This is a genomic window from Nocardia sp. NPDC004260 (assembly GCF_053603155.1).
Genome location: NZ_JBSGEZ010000014.1, coordinates 1 through 13,087, shown reverse-complemented (window position 1 = coordinate 13,087; position 13,087 = coordinate 1). Strand labels below are relative to the sequence as shown.

The window sequence follows — 13,087 nt, the reverse complement described above, 5'->3', positions numbered from 1 at the left end:
GGAATGGAATACTTCGGCGTCCCTCCTCCTAAACCGCAACTGTGCGGGGAGGCGGCGGGTCGGCCATCGCGACGGTGACTACCGGGCGATTTCGGCCGAGGATTGGGACAATGCACAAAGCCGACTCGTCAAACGTGAGATATCCGGCACTTCCCGCACCTCCCTCACCAGCTCGCCGAGCGCGGAAGACGCGACGACGGTGAGTGCGCGATCGGCGTCATAGAGCACGTCGACGACGTTCACGAAACGCATCGCCCAGTCGGGCGGAACCGCACGCAACGGTGGTACATCCCGGATTTCCCAGCGCGGAAAACGTTGGGCCAGCGCAACATAATCCGTCGCCGAAGTTGGGGTCCCGCACAATGCGGCGAAGTCGATGACGAGTGCGCCTCCGTCCGTCGCAATCGCCCGCAAACTTCGAGCACCGAGGGATATCTCGACGATCGATTCGACTTCCTGTTGTGCCGCATCATTATTGCGGGAGGACGAAGTCGACAGCGCATCCACGCTCATGCGCCGCCGGGGCGCCACGACGTATCGCCCCGCCGTGAATCCGCAACCGGCGCCCTGGGATTCGATGGTGCGATAGTCGATCGCGCCGTCGATGGCGACCACGTCCATGTTGGCGAGAATTCGCTCGATCGTCGGCATGAACCGGTCGTGGAACAACGGATTCGGCAGCAGCTCGGCGGGCGGATAGTTCGACGTCACCACCAGCGCGATACGGCGGGCGAACAGCGCGTCGAGCAGCCGGGCGATCAGCATCGCGTCGCCGATGTCGTGCACGTGGAATTCGTCGAAGCAGACCAGCAGGGCGTCGCCGAGCAGCGCGTCCACCGCGGCATCAATCGAGCCGGACGCGTGCGCCGCGGCGTGCAGGCTCGCGAAGAACTGGTGAAAGTGGTAGCGCCGCTTTCGTTCCGATGCCACCTCGGCGAAGAACCGGTCCATGAGCATGGTCTTGCCGCGCCCGGGCCTGCCGTGGAGGTAGACGCCACGGCGCCGTCGGCTCGGCCTGCCGCGCCGATCGACCAACTCGCGCAACCGCGCCGCCGCCCGCGCCTGCTCGGCATCCCACCGTAGTTCCACGACACCTCCAAAGTCCTCTACATTTGTAGAGGACGAGGCCGCGCGGCGGCCAGGAAGGGTGATCATGTCCACAGGCGACCGGCGTGCGCTCCTCGCCGACACGGCCATCGAAGTGATCGCGGCACGCGGCCTGCGCGCGCTCACCCACCGCGCGCTGGACACGGAACTGGGCCTGCCCGCCGGTTCGGCTTCCTACTACTTCCGCACCAAACGCGCCCTCATCGAGGCCATCGTGGAGCGGATCACCACCCGCTCCCGCGACGATTTCGCCGCTGCCGCGCTGACGCCCAGCGCCGACCGGCAACCGGTCGCGGAAGCCATCGCGGCCTGGCTGGACCGGCTGCTCGCGCAACGGCGCGGTCACCTGATCGCACGGCACGCTCTGCTGATCGATCTGCTGGACGATCCCGACCTGCATCCCCGGCTGGTGCACAGCCTGTTCTCCGTCGACCGCGCCCGCGACCTTTTCCGCGCCATGGGCGCGCCCGATCCGGATACCCGGGCCGAGGATTTCGTCGCCGTCATCGAGGGAGTAGTTTTCGACCGCTTCGCGGGCAATCGCACCACCCTGCGCCCGGACACACCGGAGAGCGTCCGGCAGCTCGCCCGCGTTCTCGCCGCGCACTTGCGTGTGTGATCAGCTCGGCCAGCCCCGCTGGCTGTAGGTCACGCCGGTGAGGTAACCGTGGATACCGGCGGCCGGATACGGAATGAGGGTTTCCGGAAGGTTCGCGAGCGGGAACCACCGCAGCTCGTAGGACTTGTCCGGCTCGCGGTTGACCGGCTCGCCCGACCAGCGGCGCGTCTGGAAGAACAACCCGACCCGGGCTTCCCGTTCGGAATCGACGACATGCGCGGAATGGACGTGCCGCAGATCCGCCGGATCGATCACCACGCCGACCTCCTCGTGCGCTTCGCGGACCACCGCGGCGAGCACCGACTCCCCCACCTCGAGCTTTCCGGCGGGCAAGTGCCACAACCCGTCGAACTCGTCCGCGCTGCGCCGCCTGCTCAGCAATAGTTCCGCGCCGCGCAGCAGCAACACATGCACATCCACCAAATGCCTGGCCACCACTTGCCCCAAGCTACGCGCCACCCCGCACCGACAGCGGGTTCGCACACTCGTCGGCACTTCGCACCCGCCGTGACGGCTGCGAAGTGCCGACGCGAGCAGGCGCGGCCGACCTGATCAGTCCGCGCTGAGTACGAGGCCGGAGGTCGGCACGCCGGTGCCCGCGGTGACCAGGATGTTGGTCAGGTCGGAGACCGGGTTGACCGAGACGCCGCGGATCTGGCGTACCGCCTCGGCGATGCCGTTCATGCCGTGGATGTACGCCTCGCCGAGCTGGCCGCCGTGCGTGTTGAGGGGCAGGCGTCCGCCGACCTCGATGGCGCCGTCGGCGATGAACTCCTTCGCCTCGCCCCGGCCGCAGAACCCGAGTTCCTCCAGTTGCATGAGGACGAAGGGGGTGAAGTGGTCGTACAGGATGGCGGCCTGCATGTCCTCCGGACGCAACCCGCTCTGCGCCCACAGCTGCTCTCCGACCAGGCCCATCTCCGGCAGGCCGGTCATGGCGTCGCGGTAGTAGCTGGTCATCACGTACTGGTCGGCGCCGGACCCTTGAGCGGCCGCGGCGATGACGGCGGGCCGCTGCGGCAGGTCGCGAGCCCGCTCGACGCTGGTGACCACGATCGCGACGCCGCCGTCGGACTCCTGGCAGCAATCCAGCAGGTGCAGCGGCTCGGCGATCCAGCGGGAATTCTGATGATCCGCCAGCGTGATCGGCTTGCCGTAGAAGAAGGCCGCGGGGTTCACCGCGGCATGCTTGCGGTCGGCGACGGCCACGCGGCCGAAGTCCTCGCTGGTGGCCCCGTAGACGTGCATGTAGCGCCGGGCGACCATCGCGACCTGCGCGGCCGGGGTGCCCAGCCCTTGCGGATAGGACCAGCCCGCGTCGATGCCCGACGAGGTGGGCGCGCTGGCCAGCGCCGTGGAGAACTGCCCGAACCGCGACACCGACCGCTCGTTGAACGCGCGGTAGGCCACCACGACGTCCGCGACGCCGGTGGCCACCGCCATGGCGGCCTGCTGAATGGTGGCGCAGGCCGCGCCGCCGCCGTATCCGATGTGGCTGAAGAACTTCAGCTGCGGAATGCCGACCGCCCTGGCCACTGCGGCCTGGGTGTTGGTGTCCATGGTGAACGTGGTCAGGCCGTCCACGTCGGCGGGCGTCAGGCCCGCGTCGGCCAGTGCGGCGGTGACCGCCTCGGCGGCCAGGCGCAGTTCGCTGCGTCCGGAGTCCTTGGAGAAATCCGTGGCGCCGATGCCGACGATGGCCGCGCGGCCGGAAATCTTCTGCTCAGACATCGGCCCTCCGCAACGCGATGACGGCCGTAGCCGTGATGTGGTCGCCGAGGCTGTCCGTGCCGACCACGTCGATGTGTATGTCGTCGCCCTCCAGCGCGGTCACCGTGCCGGTCAGCGTCAGCGTGTCCCCGGCGTACAGCGGCACGCCGAGGCGCAGCGCGATCGACTTGACGACGGCGCGCGGGCCCGCCCAGTCGGTGACGAAACGCTGCACCAAGCCGGTGTCGGTGAGGATGTTGACGAAGATGTCCTTCGAGCCGCGGGCGACGGCCTTGTCCCTGTCGTGGTGCACGTCCTGGAAGTCCCTGGTGGCCAGGGCGGTGCTGATCACGAACGTGGGGTCGGCGTCGATCACCAGCTCGGGCAGCACCGTGCCCACGCGCACGGCGGCGCTCACGAGACCACCTGCCAGACCGGCAGTGTCGCGTCGTCGTCGAGCTTCTCGAAGCCCACCTCGACCGGCAGACCGATCCGCACCTCGGCCGGGTCGATGCCGCGCAGTTCCCCGAGCATGCGCACGCCTTCCTCCAATTCGACCAGCGCCACCACGAACGGCAACTGCCGCCCCGGCACCTTCGGCGCGTGGTGCACGACGTAACTGAACACGGTGCCGCGCCCGGAGGCGACGACGTAATCGGTCGGTTTCGATTTGTCCTGCCAGATAGCCGGAATGGGCGGATGCCGCAGCGAGCCGTCCGGCAGCCGCTGGATGCGCAGCTCGCCCGCTTTCGTTCCCTCCCAGAAGAATTCGGTGTCCCAGGAGACCAGCGGCTTGACCCGCGCGCCCTCCGCGGCTTTCGGCGCGGCGGTGCCGGGAGCGAATTTCAGCAGCCGGAACAGCATCTCGGCGACCACCTCATCGCCGACCCGCCAGGTGGTCTGGAAGGTGACGAACCATCCCTCACCCAGCGCGGTGCGCTTCGGGCCGCGGATGTCCGACAGCGTGCTGGTGACCGAGACCTGTTCGCCGACAGCGAGGTAGCGGTGGTAGGTCTGCTGACAATCCGTGGCGACCACGGAGGTGTAGCCCGCGGCGTCGAGCAGTTCCGTGGCCGCCCCCATCGGGTCGTCGGCGGGACGAGAACCGTTGAGCCCGAACATGGTCCACACCTGGGCCATGGCGGGCGGCGCGACGATGCCTGGATGTCCCGCCGCCCGCGCCGCCTCCTCGTCGACATAGATCGGATTGGCGTCGCCGAGCGCCTCGACCCAGTTGTTGATCATCGGCTGGTTCACCGGATCGCGCCCGAAACGGGGCGCGCTCGCACCCGCCGCCTTGATGGCTTCGGCTGCGGCGACGATCGCTTCCGGAGTAGTGGTTTCCGGCACGCGCTGCTCCTTGTCTCGTTATCGGGGTACTCGCGGCAACCGCAGACCGGACGAGGCGACCAGTTCGCGCATCACCTCGTTGACGCCACCGCCGAAGGTGACCACGAGGTTCTGCTTGGTCCTGCGGTCCAGCCAGGTCAGCAGCTCGCCGGTGGCCGGGTCGGCCGGGTCGCCGTAGCGGCCGACGATCTCCTCGGCGAGCCTGCCCGCCTCCTGGAGCGATTCGGTGGAGTAGACCTTGGTCGCGGACGCGTCGGCGATCACTTGCGCCTGGTCGCCGTCGACACCGGCGGCGGGAGCGCCGGGCGCGGGGGCGGTAGCGGAGCGTGACCACGCGGGGCCCTGCGACCGCCGCCCATCAGACGCCGCGGCGACCTGCCAGTTCAGCAGTTCGTTCAGCCGGACCATGGCGTGGATGCGGCCCAGCGCCCTGCGCACGTCGAGTTCGGCGAGCACGCCGCGCGGTTGCGCCCAGTCGCGCACCCGGTCGTAGAGCTGCTCGATCTTGCCGGACGGCCCCAGGCTCACCCGCTCGTGGTTGAGCTGCGTCGTGATCAGCTTCCAGCCCCGGTTCTCCGCACCGACCAGCATGTTCGCCGGGACGCGCACATTGTCGAAATAGGTCGCGTTGGTGTGGTGAGCGCCGTCGCAGGTGATGATCGGCGTCCACGAGTAGCCGGGGTCGGTGGTGTCCACGATCAGGATCGTGATGCCGCGGTGGCGCGACTCGGTCGAGCCGGTGCGGCAGGCCAGCCAGACGAAGTCGGCCTCGTGCGCGCCCGTGGTGAAGATCTTCTGCCCGTTGACGATCCAGTCCCCGGACTCGTCACGCACCGCCGAGGTGCGCAGCGAGGCGAGGTCGGTGCCCGCGTCCGGCTCGGAGTAGCCGATCGCGAAATGGACGTCGCCGGAGAGGATTCCGGGCAGGAACCGCCGCTTCTGCTCCTCGGTGCCGAACTGCTGCAAAGTCGGTCCGACGGTCAGCAGCGTCACCAGCGGGAGCGGGACGTCGGCCCGGACCGCCTCGTTGAAGAAAATCTGCTGCTCGACCGGCCCGAAGCCCTGGCCGCCGTATTCCTTGGGCCAGCCGACGCCGAGCCAGCCGTCGCGGCCCATCCGGCGCACCACGGCGCGATAGGCGTCACCGTGCCGGTTCACCGCCATCTCGGCCTCCTCCTCGGGAGTCACGAGATCGGCGAAGTAGGCACGCAATTCGTCGCGCAGCGCGCGTTGCTCGGTGGTCAGGTCGATGAACATCTCGCCCCCAATCGGTCGAGCCGGAACGACGCGCCGCCGAGCCAGCGAGCGATGTCCTTGGCTTGTGAGTAGTAGCGATGCATCGGGTGGGTCACGTCCACGCCGAGGCCGCCGTGCAGGTGATGGCACTTCTGCATGGCCGCGGGGAGCTCCGCGGCGACGGTGTAGGCGAGGATTTCCAGGTCGTCGTCGGTGCGCTCGCGATGCTCTCGGCTCGCGTCGGGCTGCGCCAGCGCCCAGTTCGCCGAGACCGCGGCCACGTGCAGGGTCCGCGAGACGACGTACAGGTCCGCGATCTGCTGGGCCACCGCCTGGAACTCGGCCAGCGGCCTGCCGAACTGATGCCGGGTGCGCAGATGCTCGGCGGTGAGCGTGATCGCACCTTTGAGCAATCCGTCGGCCACCGATCCGATCGAGGCGAGCGCCAGCCGGTGCAGATCGGCGAGACCGACCGGCCACAGCTGGTCGGCCGGAATCTCCACCTGGTCCAGCCGGACCGTGTACTCGGGAATGCCGCCGGAGACCGGCGTCGGCGTGCGGGTCAGGCCGACGGCCTGCGCGTCCACCACGGCGATACCGGCGTTGGTCGGCACCAGCAGCCAGCTCGCCTCCTCCGCGTACGGCACAGCCACCTTGTGCCCGGTGATGCGCACCGTGTCGCCGCTGACGACGGCGGTGGTCTCCGGCTCGAGGATGAACGGCGCCCCCGGTTCGCTCAGCGCCGCCGTGAGCACCGCGCCCTCGGCGACCCCTGGCAGCACGAGCGACTGCACGCGCTCCGGCGCGCAGGCCACCAGCGGCAGCACGCCCAACCCCAGCGTCGACAGCGCGGGCACCGCCACCGCGTCGGTAGCCAGTTCGGTGAGCAGCGCCGACACCTCGAGCAGCCCCATCCCATCGCCGCCGAACCGTTCCGGCAACGCGACGACGAGCAGGCCGGAGTCGGCCAGCTTCGGCCACAATCGCATGTCGCGCGCCGGTTCGCGCTCCAGCAAGCTCACGACGACCTCGGCCACCGCATCCTGGCCCTCGTCCCTGGTGAAGTCCACGCTTGTCTCCCGATCGGCTGTAGGGCTAGCTGTCCGCGTCACGAGGCAGCCCCAGAATCCGCTCGGCGGCCACGGTGAGCAGGATCTGCTCGGTGCCGCCCGCGATCGACAGGCAACGCGTGAGCAGGAACTCCTTGGTTACCTCGGAGTCCTGCGCGCCGAGCAGGCCCGCCGCCTCCGCGGCGAATTCCGCGACCGCTTGGCGATGGCGCACGCCGACCAGCTTGCGCACGCTGCTCTGCGCGCCGGGGTCCCCGCCCGCGAGCATCTTCACCGCGGCGCGTTGCTCGAGCAGCAGGCCCGCGATCGCCTCGGCCACGAATCCACCGAGCCGGTCGTTCACCAGCTCCGCGCCGGGGCCGGTGGCGGGCGATTTCGCGATGAGCTCTTCGAGTACAGGACCGATGCCGTTGCCGCCCATGGCGACTCGCTCCGTCGACAGCGTGGAGCGGGCGATCTTCCATCCGTTGTTCAGCGCGCCGACCACGCAATCGTCCGGCACGAACACATCGTCGAGGAAGACCTCGCTGAAACGCGCCTCTCCGGTGATCTGCACCAGCGGGCGCACCTCGAGCCCGGCGCTGTGCATATCGACCAAGAAGTACGTGATGCCGCGGTGCTTGGGCGCGTCGGGATCGGTGCGCGCCAGGCAGATCGCCCAGTTCGCCTTGTCACCCAGCGATGTCCACACCTTTTGCCCGCGCAGCACCCAGCCGCCGTCGGTCTTTTTCGCGGTGGTGCACAACGCCGCCAGGTCGGAACCCGCCTCTGGTTCGCTGAACAGCTGGCACCAGACCACTTCGCCGCGCAAGGTCGGCCAGGCGAAGCGCTCGATCTGTTCCGGCGTCCCGTGCTGCAACAGCGTGGGGATCGCCCAGCCGCCGATGGCCAGGTCCGGCGCGGTGAGTCCGGCGCGGCGCAGCTCCTCGGAGATCACCAGGCCGGTCATCGGGTCCGCGGCGCGTCCGTATGGCCGCGGCCAGTGCGGCATGACCAGGCCCGCGTCCACCAGCGCGGCACGCTGCCGGTCGGCGGGCAACGCCGCGATCCGCGCGACCTCGGCGGCGAGTTCGTGCGCGCTGTCGCCGTCCACAGCGGCCACGCCTTCCTCGGCGAAGACCCGATCGGCCCCGGTGGTGCGCCGCAGGCCCCGGCGGGTCAGTTCGGTGACCCGCGCCCGCCAGTGCGCCGAACCGCCGAGCAGTTGGCGCAGGGCCGTGGCCCGCCGCAGATACAGGTGCGCGTCGTGCTCCCAGGTGAAGCCGATGCCACCGAGCACCTGAATACAGTCCTTGGCGGTCTCCACCGCGGCGTCCAGGGCGATGGCGGCCGCGATGGCGGCCGCGATCGGCAGTTCGGCTCCGCCGTCGTCCACGGCCGCCGCGACGTCCGCCGCCGCGGCGCGGATGAGTTCGGTGCGGCACAGCATCCAGGCGCAGATGTGCTTGACCGCTTGGAACGAACCGATCTTGCGGCCGAACTGCTCGCGCACCTTCGCGTACTCGACCGCGGTCTCCAGGCACCAGCCCGCGAGGCCGGACAGTTCGGCGGTGACCAGCGCGACGAGCAGGTCCCCTGCCGCGTGCGGCGCGACGAATACGCGTTCGGCGGGCACGCGCAGGTCGGCGCAGTGCACCCGCGCCAGCGGCGTGCTCGGATCCAGCGGCGCGAGCGCTTCCACCCGCAGGCCATCGGCGTCTGGCGCGACCAGGCACCACCGCTGCCCTTGCGGTTGGTCGATCGGCAGCAGCACGGCGGTGCCAGGGGCGGCGCCGACGACGGAATCCCAGGTACCCGTGAGCAACACGCCGTCGCTTGCGACGGGTACGCTCACCGTCGAACCGACGACGAAGTCGAGCGCCACACCGCACGGCAGGTCCTCGTCGAGCTGTCCGGCGGTGATCAGATTGGCCAGAGCCGTCGCGAGTACCGGGCCGCCGACGAGATCGTGCGCCGCCTGTTCCACCAGCACGGCCAGATCGGAGACCGACCCGCCCGCACCTCCCGCGTCCTCGGCCACCGCGACCCGGAAGATCCCGATCTCGGCCAGCGCGGGCCAGTAGGCGCGCCAGAAGTCGGCCGCGCCGGCCCGCATTGTTGCAATCGGACGGACCGAAGCGGCCCATCCGCGCATCGACTCCTGAACGGCTTTATGCTCGTCAGTGGTGGCGATGGTCACACTCCATACCGCCTTTCCGGCGTGACTCCCACACCTAGAACATGTTCTAATATCCTAGCCGGGCGGAAGTCAAGAGACCATCGCCGCCGCGGCCACACAGCGCACGCAGCCGACGAAACGACGTTTCCCGGAAAGGACTTTCATCAATGGCCAGTCCGTCCCGATCGCAGCCAGCCGACCCGAGCGCGGGACGGCCCGCCGCCACGGTCACCACGCTCAGCGAGGACGAGCTGAGCTCGGCGGCGCAGCGCGAGCGGCGCAAGCGGATCCTGGACGCGACCTTGGCGCTCGCGTCCAAGGGCGGTTACGACGCGGTGCAGATGCGCGCGGTGGCCGAGCGCGCCGATGTCGCGGTCGGCACGCTGTATCGCTACTTCCCGTCGAAGGTGCACCTGCTGGTCTCGGCGCTGTCGCGCGAGTTCGAGCAGATCGAGGGCAAACGCAAGCCGCTTGCCGGGCAGTCCCCACAGGAGCGCATGCACCTGCTGCTCACCCAGATCACGCGGATGATGCAGCGCGATCCGCTGCTCACCGAGGCCATGACCAGGGCGTTCATGTTCGCCGACGCCTCGGCCGCCGCCGAGGTGGACCGCGTCGGCAAGGTGATGGACCGGGTGTTCGCCCGCGCCATGAACGACGGCGAGCCCACCGAACGCCAGCTGGCCATCGCCCGGGTGATCAGCGATGTGTGGCTGTCGAATCTGGTCGCCTGGCTGACCCGGCGCGCCTCGGCCACCGACGTCACCGAACGACTGGAACTGACCGTCGACCTCCTGCTGGGCGAACGCAACCAGTAAGCTCCAGCGGGATCTCTCAGCACACAGCGAGCGAATCAGCGCCCGGTCACCCCACGGGGCATGAATAGCTCGTTGTGCTGCGACGAAGCTCACCCGCTCGGATTCCGTGGCCGTTAGCTGGGCAGATCTACCGGACACCGGTTCAGGTGTGCGTTATCGTGCGCACGCGAACCGGCGCGTTTCTGTGCGGCAAATTCAACACAGTATTGTTTTGCCCGCCCCCTGAAAAAACTCCTCCGATCACTAGGTTGGATGCGTGAGCGCACAGGATCTGCCACTGGAACTTCGCCGTGCACTGTCGACGGTCGCGCGCGTGCCACGGCTGCTGGTCGCATCGGACTACGACGGGACACTCGCGCCCATCGTGTCCGACCCGACCAAAGCCTTTCCCCATCGGGAATCGGTGAGCGCGTTACGAGCCCTCGCCGGCCTGACCGGGACCACTGCCGCCGTGATCTCCGGCCGCGCGCTGCGAGATCTCGCGGCGCTGTCCCGCCTTCCGGTCGAGGTGCAACTGATCGGCAGCCACGGCTCGGAATTCGACGTGGGCTTCGTGCACGCGATCGATAACGACGCCAAGCATCTGCTCCAAGAGGTGCAGACGGCCCTGAATCAGGTCGCCGCGGACAACCCAGGCGTCACCGTCGAGATCAAACCGGCCAGTGTCGCGTTGCATGTGCGCAACGCCAGCCCGGAGATCGGTCATCGCGCGCTGTCGCAGGTCCGGCTCGGTCCGGCGTGCTGGTTCGGCGTGCAGGTCACCGAGGGCAAGGCGGTCATCGAGCTGGCCGTGGTGCAGACCGACAAGGGCACCGCACTGGACACCGTTCGGCATCAGGCGGGGGCCTCGGCCGCGGTGTTCTTCGGTGACGACGTCACCGACGAGAAGGCGTTCCGCGTGCTGTCCGGCCCGGACGTCGGCATCAAGGTCGGCGACGGTGAGAGCCTGGCCAAGTTCCGGGTGGACAGCACCGAGGCCGTGGCGTGCGCGCTGGCCTACCTGCTGGAGGAGCGCCGGACCTGGCTGGCGGGCGCGAGCGCGCCGCGCATCGAGCGGCTGACCATGCTGGCCAGCCCGCGCTCGGTAGCGCTGCTCACCCCGGACGCCACGGTGACCTGGTTCTGCCACCCGGAGCCCGATTCGGCCGCGGTGTTCGCCCACCTGCTCGGCGGCCCGCAGGGCGGCCACTTCACCATCGAGCCGGAGCGGCCGGGCCTGCCGCTGTCGCAGCGTTACGTCGACGGCACGATGACCGTCGAAACCCGTTGGGCCAAACTGCAAGTCACGGACTACCTGCCGCACGACGTAGCCCCGACCCGCACCGACCTCACCCGGGTGATCACCGGCGACGCGAAGGCCGTGGTCACCTTCGCCCCCCGTCCGGAGTTCGGCCAGGTGCCGGTGAACCTCGAGGCGCAGGAGGGCGGGCTGCGGGTGTACGGCACCAACGACCCGATCGTGCTGCGTTCACCCGGCGTGCGGTGGGAGATCGTCTCGGACGGTACCCACGAGTCGGCACGGGCCGTCGTGGATCCGTCCAAGGGGCCGGTCGTGCTGGAACTGCGCTGCGGCACCGCCGATCTCGATCCCGCCCAGGCCAGTGAGGCGGAGCGGCGACGGGAGGCGCAGCGGTACTGGTCGGATTGGGCCGGGACGCTCACCCTGCCGCCGCTCAAGCCCGACCTGATGAAGCGCTCCGCGCTGACCCTGCGCGGCCTTGTGCACGCGCCGTCCGGCTCGATCCTCGCGGCCGCCACCACCTCGCTGCCCGAGGACATCGGCGGCGTGCGCAACTGGGACTACCGCTACTGCTGGCTGCGCGACGCGGCGCTGACCGCGCAGTCGCTGGTCTCGCTCGGCTCGCTCGCCGAGGCGGAGGACTACCTGGGCTGGGTGCACCGCGTGCTGGAGACCTTGCCCGGCCCCGAGCGGCTGCACCCGCTGTACACGCTGTACGGCGAGACGCTGCCGCCGGAGGCCTCGATCGACCAGCTACCCGGCTACGCCGGCTCCCGCCCGGTGCGCGTCGGCAACGCGGCCAACATGCAGGTGCAGCTGGACGTCTTCGGTCCGATCGTGGACCTCATCGCCACCCTGGCGCACGCCAGGGAGCTGCGCGGCGTCACCGATCCGGCGAACGTGCTGCCGGACGCCGACTGGGAGCTGGTGTGCGCCATGGTCTCGGCGGTGCAGCGGCGCTGGCAAGAGCCCGACCACGGCATCTGGGAGATCCGCGGCAACCCCCGCCACCACGTGTACTCGAAGGTGATGGGCTGGCTGACCGTCGACCGGGCGCTCACCCTGGCGCAGAAGTTCGATCGCGAGGCCGACCCGGCCTGGGCGGTGCTGCGCGACACCATCGCCGACGAGGTGAAGGCCAAGGGCTGGAACGACGAGGTGCAGTCCTACACCGCGGCGTACGACGGCACCGACCTGGACGCGGCGACGCTGCACATCGGGCTGAGCGGCCTGATCGACCCGTCCGACCCGCGCTTCGCGGCGACGGTCGTGGCGACCGAGGCCGAGCTGCGCAGCGGCTCGACGGTATACCGCTACCACCACGACGACGGCCTGCCCGGCGGCGAGGGCGGATTCCACCTGTGCGCGGCCTGGCTGGTCGAGGCGTACCTGCTGATCGGCAAGCGCTCCGACGCCGAGGCGCTGTTCGCCCAGCTGGTCGACGTGGCGGGCCCGACCGGGCTGCTCAGCGAGGAATACGACCCGGTGGCCGAACGGTCGCTCGGCAACCATCCGCAGGCCTACAGCCATCTGGGCCTGTTGCGCTGCGCGCAGCTGCTGGGGCAGCCGGTCGAGGCCGCGCTGGTCTGACCCGCAGGAGCCGAGGGCCCGCGAACGAGGAATCGTTCACGGGCCCTTCGCATTCGGCCCCTAGGTGCAATGCCGCTCACATAGGCTGGTCGGGCTGGTGTTGATGGTGACGTCGATCTCAATCTTGTAGGTGTTTCGGTCGATGTCGCCCTTGGCGCGGTGTTTGGAGATGGCTCGTTTGACGATGCG

11 protein-coding genes are annotated in these 13,087 nt (G+C 69.5%); 3 read left to right on the top strand and 8 right to left on the bottom strand.

Annotated elements, in window-relative coordinates:
* Positions 1-78: 78 nt before the first annotated feature.
* Complete coding sequence (zapE, locus tag ACWEO7_RS10670; RefSeq protein WP_452422556.1) at positions 79-1,155, bottom strand: cell division protein ZapE; 1,077 nt, start codon at positions 1,153-1,155, stop codon at positions 79-81.
* Between zapE and ACWEO7_RS10665 the strand changes: the two genes are divergently transcribed.
* Entirely contained in the window at positions 1,154-1,726 is a 573-nt protein-coding gene (locus ACWEO7_RS10665) for a TetR/AcrR family transcriptional regulator (RefSeq protein WP_452422554.1), read from the top strand. The two genes, zapE and ACWEO7_RS10665, sit on opposite strands and share 2 nt — an antisense overlap.
* On the opposite strand, the gene ACWEO7_RS10660 is transcribed toward ACWEO7_RS10665, so the two are convergent.
* The 7 genes from ACWEO7_RS10660 to ACWEO7_RS10630 form a co-directional block, all read right to left on the bottom strand.
* Positions 1,727-2,164 carry an NUDIX hydrolase gene (locus tag ACWEO7_RS10660; protein WP_452422552.1) on the bottom strand — a complete coding sequence of 146 codons (438 nt, stop codon included), beginning with the start codon at positions 2,162-2,164 and terminating at the stop codon, positions 1,727-1,729.
* 114 nt (positions 2,165-2,278) lie between these two features.
* On the bottom strand, positions 2,279-3,457 hold the full coding sequence (locus ACWEO7_RS10655) for a lipid-transfer protein (protein WP_452422551.1): 1,179 nt from the start codon (positions 3,455-3,457) through the stop codon (positions 2,279-2,281).
* Positions 3,450-3,854 carry a MaoC family dehydratase gene (locus ACWEO7_RS10650; RefSeq protein WP_452422549.1) on the bottom strand — a complete coding sequence of 135 codons (405 nt, stop codon included), beginning with the start codon at positions 3,852-3,854 and terminating at the stop codon, positions 3,450-3,452. The genes ACWEO7_RS10655 and ACWEO7_RS10650 overlap by 8 nt, the downstream gene beginning before the upstream one ends.
* Entirely contained in the window at positions 3,851-4,786 is a 936-nt protein-coding gene (locus ACWEO7_RS10645; protein WP_452422547.1) for a bifunctional MaoC family dehydratase N-terminal/OB-fold nucleic acid binding domain-containing protein, read from the bottom strand. Before ACWEO7_RS10645 ends, ACWEO7_RS10650 begins: the two co-directional genes overlap by 4 nt.
* Positions 4,787-4,804: 18 nt before the next feature.
* A complete protein-coding gene (locus tag ACWEO7_RS10640) occupies positions 4,805-6,043 on the bottom strand; it encodes an acyl-CoA dehydrogenase family protein (RefSeq protein WP_452422545.1) in 1,239 nt (412 codons plus the stop codon).
* Positions 6,028-7,092 (bottom strand): acyl-CoA dehydrogenase family protein, encoded by a 1,065-nt coding sequence (locus ACWEO7_RS10635; protein ID WP_450019791.1) that lies wholly within the window; start codon positions 7,090-7,092, stop codon positions 6,028-6,030. Before ACWEO7_RS10635 ends, ACWEO7_RS10640 begins: the two co-directional genes overlap by 16 nt.
* A 25-nt stretch (positions 7,093-7,117) precedes the next feature.
* A complete protein-coding gene (locus ACWEO7_RS10630) occupies positions 7,118-9,271 on the bottom strand; it encodes an acyl-CoA dehydrogenase family protein (protein WP_452422543.1) in 2,154 nt (717 codons plus the stop codon).
* Between the two features lie 146 nt (positions 9,272-9,417).
* Between ACWEO7_RS10630 and kstR the strand changes: the two genes are divergently transcribed.
* Positions 9,418-10,068, top strand: a complete 651-nt coding sequence (gene kstR, locus ACWEO7_RS10625; protein ID WP_039794748.1) for a cholesterol catabolism transcriptional regulator KstR — start codon at positions 9,418-9,420, stop codon at positions 10,066-10,068.
* Between the two features lie 256 nt (positions 10,069-10,324).
* A complete protein-coding gene (otsB, locus tag ACWEO7_RS10620) occupies positions 10,325-12,898 on the top strand; it encodes a trehalose-phosphatase (protein WP_452422541.1) in 2,574 nt (857 codons plus the stop codon).
* The last annotated feature ends 189 nt before the right edge of the window (positions 12,899-13,087 follow it).